Origin of the sequence: Dictyobacter arantiisoli (genome assembly GCF_008326305.1) — a bacterium.
Classification (GTDB): domain Bacteria; phylum Chloroflexota; class Ktedonobacteria; order Ktedonobacterales; family Ktedonobacteraceae; genus Dictyobacter; species Dictyobacter arantiisoli.
On record NZ_BIXY01000005.1, the window covers coordinates 39938 to 56827 of the forward strand.

Annotated in this window: 12 protein-coding genes; 6 read left to right on the forward strand and 6 right to left on the reverse strand. The window is 50.0% G+C overall.

The window, feature by feature from the left end; all coding sequences use genetic code 11:
- Window positions 1-260: 260 nt before the first annotated feature.
- The 5 genes from F1593_RS02955 to F1593_RS02975 all read right to left on the reverse strand — a co-directional run bounded on the left by F1593_RS02955 (window position 261) and on the right by F1593_RS02975 (window position 5045).
- Window positions 261-1628: an LLM class flavin-dependent oxidoreductase gene (locus F1593_RS02955; protein ID WP_149400079.1), complete on the reverse strand. Its 1368-nt coding sequence runs from the start codon at window positions 1626-1628 to the stop codon at window positions 261-263.
- An 88-nt stretch (window positions 1629-1716) separates the two neighbouring features.
- Window positions 1717-2709, reverse strand: coding sequence for an ABC transporter substrate-binding protein (locus F1593_RS02960; RefSeq protein WP_172631821.1), 993 nt, complete (start codon window positions 2707-2709; stop codon window positions 1717-1719).
- 59 nt (window positions 2710-2768) lie between these two features.
- Window positions 2769-3584 (reverse strand): ABC transporter permease, encoded by an 816-nt coding sequence (locus tag F1593_RS02965; protein ID WP_149400081.1) that lies wholly within the window; start codon window positions 3582-3584, stop codon window positions 2769-2771.
- A gap of 21 nt (window positions 3585-3605) precedes the next feature.
- Window positions 3606-4421 (reverse strand): ABC transporter ATP-binding protein, encoded by an 816-nt coding sequence (locus F1593_RS02970; protein WP_149400082.1) that lies wholly within the window; start codon window positions 4419-4421, stop codon window positions 3606-3608.
- A 90-nt stretch (window positions 4422-4511) separates the two neighbouring features.
- The gene (locus F1593_RS02975; protein WP_235932473.1) at window positions 4512-5045 is read right to left on the reverse strand and encodes a flavin reductase family protein; all 534 of its coding nucleotides are present in this window, start codon (window positions 5043-5045) and stop codon (window positions 4512-4514) included.
- A gap of 398 nt (window positions 5046-5443) precedes the next feature.
- On the opposite strand from F1593_RS02975, the gene F1593_RS02980 reads away from it, so the two are divergent.
- Window positions 5444-5653: a hypothetical protein gene (locus F1593_RS02980; RefSeq protein WP_149400084.1), complete on the forward strand. Its 210-nt coding sequence runs from the start codon at window positions 5444-5446 to the stop codon at window positions 5651-5653.
- On the opposite strand, the gene F1593_RS02985 is transcribed toward F1593_RS02980, so the two are convergent.
- Window positions 5648-6655, reverse strand: a complete 1008-nt coding sequence (locus F1593_RS02985; RefSeq protein WP_149400085.1) for a LacI family DNA-binding transcriptional regulator — start codon at window positions 6653-6655, stop codon at window positions 5648-5650. The two genes, F1593_RS02980 and F1593_RS02985, sit on opposite strands and share 6 nt — an antisense overlap.
- 738 nt (window positions 6656-7393) lie before the next feature.
- On the opposite strand from F1593_RS02985, the gene F1593_RS02990 reads away from it, so the two are divergent.
- The 5 genes from F1593_RS02990 to F1593_RS03010 all read left to right on the forward strand — a co-directional run bounded on the left by F1593_RS02990 (window position 7394) and on the right by F1593_RS03010 (window position 16886).
- Window positions 7394-8779, forward strand: coding sequence for an extracellular solute-binding protein (locus F1593_RS02990; RefSeq protein ID WP_149400086.1), 1386 nt, complete (start codon window positions 7394-7396; stop codon window positions 8777-8779).
- A 165-nt stretch (window positions 8780-8944) separates the two neighbouring features.
- A complete protein-coding gene (locus tag F1593_RS02995) occupies window positions 8945-9940 on the forward strand; it encodes a carbohydrate ABC transporter permease (RefSeq protein WP_149400087.1) in 996 nt (331 codons plus the stop codon).
- Window positions 9941-9946: 6 nt separating this feature from the next.
- Window positions 9947-10921, forward strand: a complete 975-nt coding sequence (locus F1593_RS03000; protein WP_216368754.1) for a carbohydrate ABC transporter permease — start codon at window positions 9947-9949, stop codon at window positions 10919-10921.
- 331 nt (window positions 10922-11252) lie between these two features.
- Complete coding sequence (locus F1593_RS03005) at window positions 11253-14177, forward strand: malectin domain-containing carbohydrate-binding protein (RefSeq protein WP_149400088.1); 2925 nt, start codon at window positions 11253-11255, stop codon at window positions 14175-14177.
- 237 nt (window positions 14178-14414) lie between these two features.
- Entirely contained in the window at window positions 14415-16886 is a 2472-nt protein-coding gene (locus F1593_RS03010; protein ID WP_149400089.1) for a glycoside hydrolase family 31 protein, read from the forward strand.
- The last annotated feature ends 4 nt before the right edge of the window (window positions 16887-16890 follow it).

A 16890-nucleotide genomic window follows, 5' to 3' on the forward strand; every position in this document is an offset into this window, starting at 1 on the left:
CTTTTTGTTCTGCTTAGAAGCGGAAGGTCAATGCAAGCCACCCTTGCAGCTCAAAGAGCGCTGAGAGCCCATAGTATTGCTCTCTTTACTCATGATTTTTCGCACCCGAGGTGTTCAACAAATTTTCATTACATAGTGGAGAAAAGGTGCACTGCACCCTTTTCTCCACTATGTAATGAAAAAAGCACAGGCGCGTGAGCGCCTGCTTGTGAGCGAGCAATGAATCTCCATGGGAGAGGCATTAAATATTTTGTTAGAGCTTAAGCGGTCACTGTGACGGAGGACTGCGCCGGGATGTTGTATTGGTTGGCTGGACGCGTCAGGCCCAGATTTTCTCGGAGCGTGCGCCCCTCATATTCGGTTCGGAATAAGCCACGTCGCTGGAGTATCGGGACCACCAACTCCACAAATTCATCCAGGCCAGCAGGCAAATAGGGAGGCATGATGTTAAAGCCATCGGCGGCATCTTGTACAAACCACTCTTCGAGTTGATCAGCAATTTGTTCTGGTGTTCCCCAGATCGTGCGATGACCGCGTGCTCCCGCGATAGCTTGATACAGTTGACGGATCGTCAGATTGTCCCTTCTGGCAAGATCGGTGACCAGTTGCAAGCGACTCTTTTGGAGATTCGTTTCAGGGATATCAGGCAAGGGACCATCCAGGGGATAGGAGGAAAGATCAAACCCACCCACCAGACCTGAGAGGAGTGTCAATCCTACTGTTGGATGGATTAGTTCCTGTAATTGATCGTATTTCTCTTTAGCCTCGGTTTCACTGCGTCCAATGACTGGAAATACCCCCGGCATAATCTTGACCTGTTCAGGGGTCCGTCCATATTTTGCCAGATGGCCCTTGATATCCGCATAAAACGCCTGCGCCTCCACCAGTGTCTGCTGGGCCGTAAAGATCACCTCAGCCGTTGAGGCGGCGAAGTCACGGCCATCCTCGGATGCTCCGGCCTGTACGATGACTGGATAGCCCTGTATCGGACGTGCCACATTGAGTGGTCCACGCACTCCGAAGTGCTTTCCTTGATGATTCAGGACATGTATTTTGTCAGGATCAACATAGACACCCGATTCTTTATCGCGTATGAAGGCATCATCATCCCAGCTATCCCACAGTCCCGTTACCACCTTTAAAAATTCTCGCGCACGTTCGTAGCGCAAGGCATGTTCCATATGGTGTTCGCGATTAAAATTATGCGCTTCCGCTTCACTTGCGGAGGTAACTACATTCCAACCGGCCCGACCACCGCTGAGATAATCTAATGAGGCGAACTTGCGCGCAATATGATAGGGTTCATTATAGGTCGTCGAGGCCGTTGCAACCAGACCAATATGCTCTGTGACCGTGGACAAAGCTGAGAGCAAGGTGAGCGGTTCAAAATGCACAATCTGGCCCGAACGACTCAACGCATCCAGACTTTGATCCCGACGTACCGCAACCCCATCGGCCAGGAAGACCATATCAAACCTGGCTCGTTCAGCCGTCTGTGCCAGTTGACGGTAGTGCGCAAACTCCAAACCACTCTCTGCCCAGGCATCGGGATGTCTCCATGCTGCGACATGGTGACCAGTATTCATTAAGAATGCCCCTAGTTTTAGTTGACCTTTGTGTGAACTCATATATTCTCCTTTAGTCAGGTGATCAAGCAGATCACCATCAACGCATCAGCAATATAAACAGGATGCGGTTATTATTAATGAGCAACTACTAGTTTCCCGTGCCGCTTACCGTGGGCAATTCCAAATCATTGGCGGAGCCAGGCACTTTGGAGATCAAGCCAATTGATTTCATAAAGGTGGCATAGGCAACCAGGCCAGAGGGTGTCTTCTCAAAGACCAGGCTCGTATCATCGAGTAAGCTTTTAAACTGCGCGACCGAGCCACCGCCGCCGCTGGCTTTATCTGCTGCCAGCGCCTGTGCCGCTTCAGTATGATGGTTTGCGACATACGTTGACTCATTCACTAAATCCTGATAGACAGTTTTACTGAACGAGGGATACTGGTTATAGAAACTTTGTGACAAGACTGTCAAACCAGCCCCAACCGGACCAAAGACATCTTTTGTATGCAGCACCACATGTCCGCCTGCGGCAATTTCCCGTTGCTGGAAAGGTGAACCTGACAATTGTGCCGCGATCTGCCCACTCAGCAGGGCTTGCTCACCATCAGCTGAGCCAATCGCCACCAGATTACGATCCAGGGCATGCGCATTTCCCAGTTGCTGTTGAGCTGCTTTACGCAGGACAATTGCTTGCTGCGCATCAGGGGCCACGACGCCGATCTTATCGTTTGGGCCAAAATCCTTCAATGTTTTAAACCTGGGATTTATTGCTATCAGCCAGCTATCTGATCTGCTGGTCGCCAGCAATACCCTCCAATCCATCCCTCTATCCCACCCCACCAGAAATGGAGGAACACCCAGGGTACCCAGTTGTCCTTGATTAGAGATCACTGCCTCGCGTACTGCGGAACCACTATTCACAATATCCCACTGGATTTTCGTGTCAGGGAATTGTTTTTCCAACGTCTTCTGGTTTTTTAAAATAATGAATGTCGCGGCCCCCAATCCTGGTTGATAGACAATGGTAAAGGAGGTGGGCGCGTTAGATGACGAACCGGCGTTTGCGTTATTGCCACAGGCGCTCAGGAAGAGAACCAGGATAATCAGAGAAATGGCTAGAGGCCATTGTCGTTTGCTCACGATACTACTTTCTCCTTTGGCTGAAAATGAGGAAGGTGAGAGTGAGAATGGGGCATCTGTTATTGGGCTTGTTTCATGCCCCATTTCACAATGGTTTGTTGTTCTATGAATTGGAAAAGGGTATCCAGGAGTACGCCTAACAGCGAGATGACGACCAGACCAGCGAAGATCGCAGGAGGATTGAGGAAATAGCGTGCGTTATTGATATACCAGCCAAGTCCGCCATTGGAGCCCGCCACACCGAATACTATTTCGGCCCCCACAACGGTACGCCAGCCAAAGGCCCAGGCCAGCCGGAGGCCAGAGAGGATATGGGGCAGCGCCGCTGGCAAGAAGATATCTCGCACCGTTTGTAGACGGGTCAGGCCCAGATTGAGTGCTACCATCCGTGTGGTTGTGCCAATCGTGCGGAAACCGGTATCGGTATTGGCTGAGATCGGCCAGACCGAACCGAAGACCACAACAAAGATGATCGCGGATGAGCTCAGACCGAACCAGAGCATCGTCAGCGGAAGAATTGCGATACCTGGCAGCGGGCTGAATACAGCAGTCAGTACCGTCAATAGATCCCGACCAAAGCGTGAAAATGTGGATAATGAGGCCAATATGAGGCCAGTGACAATTCCAATGCCCATCCCAATCGCCAGGTTTTGCAGTGAGACCAGTATTGCGCTGGGAAGCTGACCATTGGCAAAATCAGCAATCAGAGCCTGTAGCGTTGCGAGTGGCGAAGCGATCAAAAGCTGGCTGACACCACTCAATGAGACATAGAGCTGCCAGGCAATCAGAAAAATTGCGCCAATCAAAATGTAACGGAGCCAGCCAGGGAATGTAAACGTTCTCTTCTCAGCAGTTCGAAACAGGGGTACACTCATGCTTACCTTCCTTTTTACTCTTTACTGAACGATACTTAACGGTACAACCTGTTCTCTAATCAAGTCCTTGTCCTGACGAACCAGCAAGGATTGTAGATGGAGCGAGTGGGCGGTGAATGCGGGGCTATCCAGATCCTCAGCCTGACTGGTATCGACGATCTCAAGCACGCGAGCAGGAGAAGATGAGAGCACCAGGACGTGATGGCCCAGGAAAACCGCCTCTTGAATAGAATGCGTTACAAGGACAATGGTGACACCTGTGCGCCTCCAGATGGTGTTGAGCTCTAGTTGTAACTGGTTGCGCGTGATGGCGTCCAGAGCGCCAAAGGGTTCATCCATCAACAGGATATCGGGTTCCAGTGCCAATGCACGAGCCAGCGCGGCGCGTTGCTTCATCCCACCAGAAAGCATATGGGGATATTTATCTGCCGCCGCCGCGACATCAACCAGTTCCAGATAAAAGGACGCTTTGTCGATTGCCTGACGTCGGGGTAGATGTTTGGTCACCTGCAAGGCGTAGACAATATTATCGAGCACGGTACGCCAGGCAAACAACTGCTCAAAATCCTGGAAGACGAAGGCACGATCCGGACCTGGTTTCTTCACGGGCACACCATTCACTGTTACCTCTCCCTGACGCGCTTTCAAAAATCCACCGATAGCTTTGATCAGCGTCGTTTTTCCGCATCCAGAAGGTCCGATGATCATAAACTTCTCGCCACGCTGGATGGAGAGCGTCACATCTTCAAGTATCGTTGCGCTTTGAGCATGTCCATGCTGATAAGCCAGACTGACATGCGAAAGTTGAACTATTGGTTCCTTATCCGGTTGTCCCATACACATCTTCTCCTCTCAAGAAGTTCTGTGCCAGATACATATCTGTAACAGGGTTAATTAAAAGGAAGCAGTCTTTTACTATTTCCAATGTCAAGAATTCGCGTTTGCGGTGCTGACCGTAACTGCATTGGCAACCAGATTGGCTACATTGCTGTGAAAGCGGCCATAGGTACTGCGGAAGTAGACAAGTGGCTGGCTCTGCGCTTGCGTGCTGGTTGCCACAACCTCTCCCACGAAAATTGAATGATCGCCACCGGGATAGCGGGCAACCAGCCTGCACTCTAATCTAGACACTGCATCATCGAGCAATGGAGCACCCAGTGAACCCAGTCGATAAGAGACATTGGAGAACTTGTCGGGGAGACGGCGCGCGAAATGCCCGGATAGAGCCTCAGCGTGCTCCGCCAGAATATTGACCGCAAATATCTCACTTTCAAGAATCAGATCATGGATCGTGGCCTGGAGATCGATCCCGATCAGGATTAAAGGAGGTTGCAAGGAGAGCGAACAAAAGGAACTTACCGTCGTACCATGCAATTGTCCTTGATGTTGAGTCGTGACCACAGTTACTCCTGATGCCAGACTCCCCAGAGCTTGACGAAATTCAATTGGCTCTATACTCACGGAAATACTCCCTTTCTCAACTCGCATAGTGATTATTGACTTAATTGATCAACTTTATTAATAATTATAGTAACTGATAAGATTATTGTTTGTCAATGGTATTTGGCACCATTATAATAAATGCGAATGACTTCCATGAATCTGAAGAATGGATTGTGAAGGATGTCATGACCTCGTATCCGGCGTCTTCCAGTATAATTTGCATCGCAAATGACGATATAATATAAGGCATCTGCGATGATAACTTTATTCTTTCTGATTAAAAATCACTAAAAACAACGTGATCTTATAAATGTCACAGCTTTGCGACATTTATAAGATCACGTTGTCATATTTTTCTTCTACACTGGTCACATGTTCATGTTTTCACTATCACTCTGAACTGGAGAAGGTGCTGTATGTTCGTTGATCGCTTGCGTTATGAGCTGCGAATTCTAGGTGGTTGGATCTTTGCTGTTCCATTAGCTATTATGCTGGCTGTGACGGTGCTGGCTCTCTTACTATCACACGCACAGATTATGCCCATCCGTATTGCGCAGGTTCTCACTGGCAGTATTGAAATGATTCTTCCTCCTCAATACATCTATGAATGCAAGACCTTTCTATAACGAACCATTGCGCGGTCGGGCACAGGAATTTCTAATTACCAGTGAGGTTGAGAGTTCGATATGGTTTGAGTCGAGCGGCTGTCCATTGATGAGGTTGAGCAACATATGAGTTGCCATTTTTCCCATCTCCATCAATGGTTGTCGAATGGTAGTCAGGGGCGGTGCCATCTGAGCAGTGTACATGACATCATCAAAGCCGATTACACTGATGCCATCGGGTATGCTGATATTGCGCTGGTAGAGGGCCTGATAGACACCTGTTGCCTGGGCATCATTGCCAGTGAAGATGGCAGTTGGCGGATCTGACAGGTCAAGTAAGGAGTGTGTCTGCTGAATGCCATCTCCTAATAGATAATTTCCTTCACAGATCAGGGCAGGATCTACAGGGATACCCGCTCGCTCATGTGCCTCGCGATAGGCGGCCAGACGGGCGCGGGATGTCATGAGATGAAGTGGACCTGTGATGATGCCAATGCGCCGATGCCCTAATGAAATCAAATATTCGGTCGCTGTATAGCCTCCTAACCAGATGGTTGATCCTATCGTGGGGAAGGCTGTGGTTGGTTCATTGCGATCCCCGATCGCGACAAAGGGAATATGTTGCGCCAGCAAGGCATCGGTAATCCCGACCTGCTCATAAGGGAGGAGCAGGAGGACGCCATCCGTTGATTGATCAAGCAGGCGACGTAGCCATAAACGCTCGGTTGATTCATCTTCATTGGTTGCGAAGACCACCAGACGATGCCCACTCTGCTTCAGGGCATCCTGAATACCGTGCATAATACCAACATCATAGCCGCCTTCTAAGCGCATCAGAACCAGATCAATGAGTCCGCTTTGTCCTTTGCGGAGATGGCGCGCGGCATGATTTTGCACATAGTCATAGCGCTCAACGACCTTTTGGATACGCTCACGTGTCTGGTTCCCCACTCCTGGCATATTATTGAGCACTTTGGAAACAGTTGTTATTGAAACGCCGGTTTCCTGAGCAATTTGCGCCATCGTTAAACGTTTGGATTGTTTCAGTTCCAGCGTCGTACCTTCCTCTTCACTTTAGGTAAACGATAACTCTTCTTGTTGCGTTTATCGTATCATGTTTTTCTCTGCATTGTCAACCGCTGAAGGAAAACAGACTTATCATGCGCCTCAACTGTCGGAAATGAAATAACGATACCTTAGCATTTTTCCACGCCAAAAAAATATTCGATTCTGGGAAATGGCACTTTTTGCCTTATTCACGCTATCTATTGACATTCACACTTTTCTATGTTACCTTTTCTTACAGACAGTAGGTTAAACGTTAACCTAAATCTATCTCTTAATTGCAGTAGGGCAAGGGAGAAACATTGTGGTTCCTTGTTCCGGTAAACAGGTTTAACGTTATCCTATCAAATTGTACATTTGTGGCGTTTGGCTATTTCGTCATTGTACGACGAAATTATCTCTCTGGAGGTCGATAAGCTATGGTGCTGTCTCCATCATTTAGATACTCACGCTTTTCTAACCACATCCCGCTCTCCGGCACGGTCCTTATTTGTGCACAGCCCCATTTGCTGCTGGCACGCAAGTGACGCGATCTTCCTGATTATCCAGCTTGTTTTTATGTTGTATAAACCAGCGTAGAGACAACGGGACTGCTCTCCCTTTGTTCGTTGTTTTTGTTATGTTGTGGCATACACACGCTGACATGCCAACAACATGATGTTATGACCTCATGCAGTTTTATAAGGAGACTTTATCATGGATAGCACATTTCGCAAGGCACCATTTCTCGACCGTCGCGACTTTTTGCGTTACTCGGCCACCCTGGGTGCCGGTTTGATGAGCCTGGAGGCTCTGGCTGCCTGTGGCTCTACCGCTCCTGCGGCCACCACCGCCTCGGGAGGAACAGCGTCGATAAACTCGTTACCACCGACCAATGAGCCAGACGCCGTCAAAGAATTCAATGCCACCATCCAGGCCTTCCAGAAAGCGTATCCAGGCGAAAAGATCATCGCGAAGAATGATCCCTATGATCCAACCACCTATTTTGCGAAACTGGCAGCGGGACAGGTTGAGGACGCTACAGAGAGCTACTTTACTGAACCCCCACTGATGATCCAGAAGCACGCGGCAGCTGATATTACCAGTCTGGCCAAAGGATGGAAGTATTTTGCCAGCTACGATCCAAGCATCCAATCCATTATTACCGATCCAGCCACCGGCAAGATTTATGGAATCCCTGCAGATGGCTATGCTTTGACACTCTGGTACAATCGAAAGATGTTCTCGGCTGCTGGCCTGGATCCAGATAAGCCCCCCACCACCTGGGATCAGTTCCGCGCCTATGCTAAAGAATTGAAGACTGCGACCGTGGCGGGTTATGCTGAGACCAGCGCGCAAAATCAGGGAGGCTGGCATTTTACTAACTGGATGTATACGGCCGGCGGCGATATGCAATCCGCCGATGGAAAGAAAGCTCTCTTCAATAGCGCTCAGGGCACCAGTGTCCTCCAGTTGCTGCATGATATGCGTTTCACAGATCAGTCAATGACCAAACAACAACTGTATACCCAGACCGATCTGTTGCAGTTATTGGCGACCAACAAGGTTGCGATGGTCGTGATGGCACCCGATGAGATGACCAGTTTCAAATTTCAATACCAGGCAAATCTGGATAACTACGGTATTGGACCCATGCCTCAGAATGGCGGCAACGCCTCTCTCACCGGTGGTAACGTCTTTGTCTTCAATCCTAAATCAGCGCAAAATGTCCTGAAGACGGCGGTCGATTTTGTGCTCTATTCTAAATTTGATCTGGGAGCATTGGAAAACCAGTATAAAAATGCTAACTCCAATGGCCGCCTGGTTGGATTACCCATCAATGTCATTTTTGTTGGTGAATTCCGTCAGAAACTCAACGACCTTGCCAATAAGTATAAAAACGTCCCGGTGCAGAACTATCAACCCTTTGCTTCGTCCACTTTAAAGCTCCGCGCCGAGCCGCGTAACCAGACCCAAAAGATGTACGCTCAGCTTGACTCGGTTATGCAAGCAGTCTTAACGAATGCGAATGCCAATCCTCAGTCGTTATTGGATCAGGCAGCCCAGCAGTTCCAGCAAGTTCTTGATCAGTCAGGTTCCTAGTACTGCGTTACCCTTCATTTGAAAAGCGGGGATGCAAGGGGCCGCAAGCCCCTTGACTGGGGTCTGGGACTGTGCCCCAGTCTCTCTCCCATTCCCGCCGCCGCAGGCGGCACTCCTTCAAATGAAGCGTAACAGACCATTGGTAATAGAGAAAAGGAGCTATGTATGGAACTGCATTCGCATGCATCGGTATCTGTGCCTGCGCAAGATGCACCCCCTTTGTCACAAGAAGGGAAGGAGAAGAGCACGTTGCAGAGGAAAAACTCTCGGTCGCGTCTGCAAAATATAATGCGCGCTATCCGTCGCAGTTGGGCGGGATATCTCTTTTTACTCCCGGCCCTCGCTACGTTTCTCATCTTTGTCTGGTATCCTATTGTGCTGGGTTTCGTGATGAGTTTTCAGAATGTTGATATGATTAATCCGCCTGCCTGGGTTGGCTGGTTAAACTATCAACGTGTCCTCTCTGATCCACTCTTCGTGATTGCCTGGCGGAATACCTTTGAATTTACTATTTATGCCTTGATTTTTGGCTATATTATTCCAGTGATCCTGGCCTTGTTGATTAATGAAATGCGGCATGCCAAAAGCTTCTTTCGTCTCGCTTTCTATTTACCAGTCATGTTACCGCCTATTGTTACTGTTTTTCTCTGGCGCTGGATCTACAATCCTGATGCGGGCTTACTAAATTCATTGTTAGCCTTGCTTCATTTGCCTGCGGGTCTCTGGTTAGAGAATGCCAGCACCTCCTTGCCATCCCTGGTGGTGGTGGCCACGTGGAGCGCGGCTGGTTCTACCATCCTGATCTATCTTGCGGCCTTGCAGGGAGTATCTGCCACGCTGTATGAAGCAGCAGAGATTGATGGTTCGAATCTCTGGCAGCGTCTCTGGAATATTACGCTCCCGGCTATTCGCCCGGTGATGTTGCTGATGCTAATTCTGCAAGTGATCAGTACTATGCAAGTGTTTGTGGAGCCATTTACTATCACTAGCGGTGGACCTCAAAACTCGACGATGACGATCCTGTTATTGATTTATAACTATGCCTTCCAGCAAGGTGAGTTTGGACGTGCCAGTGCCTCCGGCGCCATTCTCTTTCTTGTTCTTGCTGTGTTCTCACTGATCTATATGCGTATAACACGGAACTTCATGCAAGGAGATTAAATAAAGATGAGTCTATTTGTAAAGGACACGCAGGAGCCAACAGTGCGGTCACGCTCGCTAAGACACAACCTTTTCCGTCGTATGCAGGATAATACGGATGCCAGTGAGCGCACGCTTATTTCACCCCTGACGCTCCAACGTCCTGTGAGTCGTACTTTGTACTGGCTGGTGTTTATTCTGCTCGCCTTATTTACCGTGGTATCTCTGGGACCAGTTTATTGGATGTTCAGCGGCGGCTTGAAGACCAGCAGCGAGATTTTTCAGACTCCTCCTACATTCTGGCCTGTGCATGCGCAATGGAGTAATTATGTCCAGGCCTGGCAGGTCATGGGTTTACTGCTCTATTTTACCAATACCTTACTGCTGGCCCTGGGCGCGGTAATATTACAGATTCTGGTCTCGGCTACGGCTGCCTATGCGCTTTCCAAATTGCAACCGGCCGGGAAAGATGTGATTCAGTTCTGTTTCTTTTGTACCTTGATGGTGCCGCCGGTGGCCTATCTGGTGCCACAATTTGTAAATATCAGCAATCTTCCTTTTATCAATGTCTCACTGGTCAATTCCTGGAGTGGTGTTCTGCTGCCTGAAGCTGCCAATGCTTTTAACATCCTGATCCTCAAAAGCTTTTTTGATGGTATCCCTGCCGAACTGTCTGAAGCGGCGCGTTTAGATGGTGCGAATTCCTGGCAATTATTTCTGCGTATTATCATCCCGCTTTCTCGTCCTGCCCTGGCTGTGGTGACGATCTTCACGGTCGTGGCGACCTGGAAAGATTTCCTCTGGCCTTTATTGGTTCTGTCGGATAGTAATGTCCAGTCCTTGATGGTGGCGCTGTATCACGAATCGCAACCCAATGCGGGTCTGCCTTTCAATTATTTTATCGCTGGACTGGTCATGGCCAGCGTGCCACCGATCCTGTTGTTCTTGCTGTTCCAACGTCAAATTATTCGCGGTATTAATTTGACCGGGCTTAAAGGATAGCTCTGTGGATGATGTTTTCTGCTTCTCCTTGCCTCACGGCCCTGATGCTGTCTGCAGGGCCAGGAGGCGAGGAAACCTGGTTCGTGGTCCTCCCTGCTAAGGTGGAGGTTTTGTACATCCTGGCAGGATCGCTGTTGATGCTGTCATGATACGTAGAAGAACCACAGCAGTGCAAGATGCATTGCATGAGATACCGACATACCGTTCACCTGATGAGTCAACCAGATGATATGGTAGAAGTTGGTCAATTTTTACAAAGTAGTATATTCTCCTCCCATTTGACAGGCTGCCACTAGGGTGTGGATAAGAAGCCTGGAAAGGAAGTTGCACGATGCACAATCCAAAGAGCAACGGGAAAAATAAAGCTCTGGGAGCATTTATTGCCTTTATCTTATTACTAAGTACAGCTGGAGTGGTTCTTACTTTTCCGCGAAGCGCGAGCGCTTCACGTTTGCCAAACGCAGCCAGCGCCACGACAGGTGGTAGTGGCGCCACGCTTCCCTATACCGAATTGGAAGCTCATAGCGCCAGCACCAACGGCACCATCACTGGTCCTGATTATCAATTAGGGGATTTAGCCTCGGATGCCGTAGATCGTACGATTGTCCAGTTGACCTCGGGGAAATACGTTCAGTTTACCCTTCCTCAGGCCGCTAACTCGATCAATCTGCGCTATAGCATTCCCGACTCTGCCAGCGGTGGTGGTATCAATGCCTCACTTAGTGTCTATATCAATGGAGTGAAGCAGCCAAACGACCTACAGCTCACTTCGAAATATAGCTGGCTGTATGGCACGCCACAATTTTCGGATTGTAATAGCAATGGTTGGTCAGATACTCCTGGCGGCGTTGCTCATCATCAATTTGATGAAGTACATACTCTGTTACCACAGATGGCTGCCGGTACCACAGTAAAACTGCAAGTTGATTCTGAGAATACTGCTTCATGGTATGCCATTGATGTCGCTGATTTCCAGCAAGTGGCGGCAGCAATAGCCAGGCCAACCGGCGATATCTCAGTTACTGACGCGCCGTATAACGCTGATCCGACCGGTGCGGTGGATTCCACGACGGCCATCCAGAACGCCGTCAATGCTGGTGCATCCCAGGGTAAGGGTGTCTATATTCCACAAGGCAATTATCTGGTCACCAGCCACATTCTTGTCGACAATGTCACTCTAACGGGTGCTGGTCCATGGTATTCGGTCCTCGGTGGCGCTCCCTCGAGTAGCACTGGCACCGGTGTGGGCGTCTATGGAAAAGATACCTATGATGGGCCTGCTAGTGCCAATGTCAATCTGTCGAACTTTGCTGTTGAGGGCCAGATCAAAAACCGCATAGACTGTATTCAGGACAACGGTATCGGCGGTTCACTGAACAATTCGACCATCTCTAATGTTTGGATTGAGCATACCAAGGTTGGTATGTGGTTTGATGGTCCATTCAGTGGTCTGACCGTCACCGGCAGCCGTATTGATAGCACGACGGCTGATGGTATCAATTTCCATCGTGGTATCAGCAACTCGACCGTCTCACAGAGCATCATTCGTGGCACTGGTGACGATGGTCTGGCGATGTGGTCTGATCTCGGTGGTGCGTCAACCGGTGACACGAGCGATACTTTCGACCATAATACTGTACAGTCGGCGTACTTAGCTAACGGTATCGCCATTTATGGTGGTGCTAGCAACAGTGCCACGAACAATATTGTCTCTGGCTCACAGTATCGCGGCGGCGGTATCATGTTGGATTATGAAAACTTTGGCAATCCAACTGCGCCTTTTAGTGGTACTACAACGGTCTCGAACAACACTATCCAACTGGTAGCTGGTTGGGGAGATCAGGGTATCCAACAATTTGGTGCTCTCATGTTCTGGGCTGATACTGGCTCTATCAATGCGCCTTTCACAGTCTCAGGGGATGAGATCGATAACAGCTACTTTGCTGCGATTTCGTTTGATGGTGGCAATCCCATGAGTACCATCGCCTTTAGCAACGTCAACATCAATGGTGCTGAGTTTGCTTTTTCGAATAAGGTGAATACTATAACTGGATCAGCGACCAATGTAACGGCCAGCAACTTGAGTGTGGGTAGCCTGGAGAGTTGTGAAGGCTCACAATCCTGGCAGATAACGCTGGGTTCAGGTAACACTGGTTGGAGCCCTGCGACACAGACCTGTGGCTTCCCGACCGGTACACCAACACCAGCGCCAACACCTCCTCCTGGATCAACCCCGACACCAACGCCACCAACGCCCACGCCAACCCCGGCCCCAACCCCGACGCCTGCGCCAGGTGGGACATTAGTGAGCGCGATCAATGCTGGTGGCGCATCCTCGGGTAGTTATGTTGCTGATACCTACTATAATCAGGGCAACCAGTTTTCGGATGCTTCTACCTCGATTGATACCAGTGGGGTCGGGAGCCCTGCTCCACAATCCGTCTGGCAGACCTGTCGTTGGAACAGCGCGTTTACCTACACGATCCCTGGCCTGACGGCTGGAAAATCCTATTCCGTCCGGTTAGACTGGGCCGAATTGAGCTTCCAGGCTGCGGGACAACGCAAGTTTAACGTCGCCATCAATGGCAGTCAGGTTTTGAGTAGCTTTGATGTCTATGCGACTGCAGGCTACAAAAAGGCCGTGGCTAAAACTTTCACTACCACTGCCAATGGAAGCGGACAGATCGTGATCGCTTTCAGCCAGGGCGGTGCAGATAATCCTTTCATCAATGGCATCGAAGTCTGGGATCCTGCTGGCGGCCCGGTAACCACGCCGACCCCAACACCCACGCCGACTCCTAAGACATTGGTCACAGCCATCAACGCTGGCGGTGGTGCAAATGGAAGCTTCGTTGCCGATACTGACTACAATCAGGGCAATCAGTTTTCGGATACCTCTACCTCCATCGATACCAGTGGCGTAACCAATCCCGCCCCGCAGGGGGTCTGGCAGACCTGTCGTTGGAATAGTTCGTTTACCTATACTATTCCAGGCTTAACCGCCGGGAAATCCTACACGGTACAGCTTGACTGGGCCGAGTTGACCTTCCAGGCTGTGGGACAGCGCAAGTTTAACGTCGCCATCAATGGTAGCTCGGTTTTGAGTAGTTTTGATGTCTACGCGACCGTAGGCTACAAAAAAGCCCTGACGAAACAGTTCACTGCCACTGCGAATAGCAGCGGTCAGATTGTAATCGCGTTTACCCAGGGTGGAGCGGACAATCCGTTTATCAACGGTATTGAAATCTACTCCTAGTAGAGCCATCTAGCGATCTGGATGTACGAAGGCGGGGAGGGCCTGCGCGAACTCGTAAAGGTTCTTCATCGGCTTCGTACATCGCTTTTGTATAGTAAAAGTACTGAAAAAAGTTCATTTTCTGTCTGTACAGACCGATAATTTCTGGCGACGAAGAGGAACAGAGCGCTGGATGGCTACTCATGAATAATGTACAGGCACGATAGAGAGACATTTAGTGGAAAGAGAAATGTATTTATGGATATAACACTGCCCACAGATGTAAATAATCAGGTTGTTCCAACTGGTTATAACGCGCTTGGCAAGGCCAGGATTATCACATGCGAACGTGGCAAGGTCCGTCTGGCTACTGATGCGGAGAACGTTGAAGTCACTGCCCTGGCTCCTGATCTCTTTCGGGTTGCTTTATTCGCGCATGGACGCGCTATTACGTATGATTCTGAGGCGGTGCTGGCTCGCGAATGGGATGGAGAAGCTGCTCGTATTTCTGGAACGGAAGAGGATGGTGTTGTCTCTCTCTCGACCTCTTTCGCGACCGCGCACATCTCACTTAATCCGCTTCGGATTGGCTTTTCGGATGTGAGTGGGCGCACCTTTGCCGTCGATGATCCTGACCTGGGTATGGGCTGGCTTAAGGGTAACGAACAGGCTGCTTTAATCGATATCCCCAATCCATTGGGGACGCTCGGTACGCCGTTGCGTGTCTATAAACAGCACGCGGCTGATGAGCATTATTTTGGCTGTGGAGAACGGACAGCGGGATTAGATAAGACAGGCTCTCATCAGATATTCTGGAATGTTGATCCTCCTCGTGGGCATACGGCGCTTCAGAATAATCTCTATGTTTCCATTCCCTTTACACTGGTCGTGGGTGGCGGAAAAGCCTGGGGGTTCTTTTTGGATAGCCCAGCGTTTTCCGAGTTCGATCTGGCGGATGAAGATGCTTGCCGATCATGGTTTGGCACTGCCAGTGGCGACCTCGTTTATTATCTCTTCTGTGGTCCCACACCGCGTGACGTACTGGCGCGCTATACAGAATTAACCGGCTATACGCCTCTTCCTCCACTGTGGTCGCTCGGCAATGGTCAGAGCCGTTTTGGATATGAGACGGCAGATGAGGTGCTACGCATTGCCCGGAGTTTTCGTGAGCATGACATTCCCTGTGATACCCTCTATCTTGATATTGATTATATGGATGGTTATCGGGATTTTACCTGGGATCGCTCACGTTTTCCTGATCCAGAAGGAATGCTGGTGGAACTACGCGCACTGGGCTTTCATACTGTAGGTATTATCGACGCTGGCGTAAAGGTTGATGAGAACTATTGGCTCTACCGGGAAGGCCGGGATCGTGATCTGTATTGTAAGACGACCGAGGGAAGTGATTATCAGAATGCCGTCTGGCCTGGCCTCTGTGTCTTTCCCGACTTTATGAATGCTGAGACACGTTCCTGGTGGGGGGGACAGCATCAGACACTGTTGGATACAGGTATTGCAGGCATCTGGTGCGATATGAATGAGCCTGCTCTGTTCATTCCCTTGAATTCGACCATGCCTCCAGGTGTGATTCACGCGGTAAACGGCAAGGTCAAGTATCATCTACAAGTACACAATGCCTATGGTTCTCTGATGTCTCAGGCGACGCGTGAAGGTCTGTTGCGCCTGCGTCCTGAGCAGCGGCCCTTTGTTATCTCCCGTTCTGGTTATGCGGGCATTCAGCGCCATGCCTTATTGTGGACCGGCGACAACTCTTCGACCTGGGAGCATCTGGCGATGAGCATCGCGCAGCTTCAGAATCTTGGTTTATCGGGAGTTGGCTGGGCTGGTGTTGATATCGGTGGCTTTTATGGCGATACGAATGGGGAATTATTGACGCGTTGGATCGAATGGGGTATCTTCCAGCCTTTTTGCCGCAACCATGCTGAAAAGCTCACGCGCCATCAGGAACCATGGGTCTTCGGAGAACCCTATACCTCTCTTTGTCGCACTATGCTCAAGTTCCGCCAGCAACTCATCCCTTATTTATATACCCTCTTCGAGCAATGTCATCGCACCGGAGCGCCTTTGTTGCGCCCCCTCTTCTGGTCACATCCTGAAGATAGTAGCGCCTATACAGTGGATGATGAAGTTTTATGCGGTGATGTTCTATTGATTGCGCCGATTACGAAGCCTGGGATTGAGTATCGCTATGTCTATCTTCCCGCTGGCACCTGGTTCCACTTTTGGAGCGGGGAACGGCTGGAGGGTCCAGCTCATATTCTGGCCCACGCCCCCCTGGGACAGCCCGCCCTCTACATCCAGGCCAATGTCGCCCTGCCTCTGGGATCACCAATGAGCTATGTGGGAGCCGAGAAGACAGACTTCCTGACGCTGCTCTTGTATCCCGCCCAGGGAAGCGCTATATCATATCTCTATGAGGATGCCGGCGATGGGTATGAGCAGATTCAGGGAGTCTATGCGCGGCGTACGATTATTTGTGAAGTCGTCGAGCCAACCACTATCCGTGTCACGCTCGGCGTCCGTGAGGGGACATTTACTCCAGAGCGCAAATATCTACGACTCGAGTTGCGTGAACTGCTCACCGTGCCTGCATCTGTTATGTTGGGAGAGAAACAGCTTGCCTGGCAGTATTACCCAGAACTGAGGAGCATCGTGATCGAAGTGGATGAAGGGTCAGAGGAACAAGTAATACAGCTTGCTTTCCATTAAAGCG

What these genes read in the sequence shown, in the direction of transcription:
- F1593_RS02990 (WP_149400086.1), top strand. Translation starts at nt 7,394, where the DNA reads ATGGATAGCACATTTCGCAAGGCACCATTTCTCGACCGTCGCGACTTT.
- F1593_RS03005 (WP_149400088.1), top strand. Translation starts at nt 11,253, where the DNA reads ATGCACAATCCAAAGAGCAACGGGAAAAATAAAGCTCTGGGAGCATTT.
- F1593_RS02985 (WP_149400085.1), bottom strand. Translation starts at nt 6,655, where the DNA reads ATGGCGCAAATTGCTCAGGAAACCGGCGTTTCAATAACAACTGTTTCC.
- F1593_RS02980 (WP_149400084.1), top strand. Translation starts at nt 5,444, where the DNA reads ATGTTCGTTGATCGCTTGCGTTATGAGCTGCGAATTCTAGGTGGTTGG.
- F1593_RS03000 (WP_216368754.1), top strand. Translation starts at nt 9,947, where the DNA reads ATGAGTCTATTTGTAAAGGACACGCAGGAGCCAACAGTGCGGTCACGC.
- F1593_RS02995 (WP_149400087.1), top strand. Translation starts at nt 8,945, where the DNA reads ATGGAACTGCATTCGCATGCATCGGTATCTGTGCCTGCGCAAGATGCA.
- F1593_RS03010 (WP_149400089.1), top strand. Translation starts at nt 14,415, where the DNA reads ATGGATATAACACTGCCCACAGATGTAAATAATCAGGTTGTTCCAACT.
- F1593_RS02965 (WP_149400081.1), bottom strand. Translation starts at nt 3,584, where the DNA reads ATGAGTGTACCCCTGTTTCGAACTGCTGAGAAGAGAACGTTTACATTC.
- F1593_RS02955 (WP_149400079.1), bottom strand. Translation starts at nt 1,628, where the DNA reads ATGAGTTCACACAAAGGTCAACTAAAACTAGGGGCATTCTTAATGAAT.
- F1593_RS02970 (WP_149400082.1), bottom strand. Translation starts at nt 4,421, where the DNA reads ATGGGACAACCGGATAAGGAACCAATAGTTCAACTTTCGCATGTCAGT.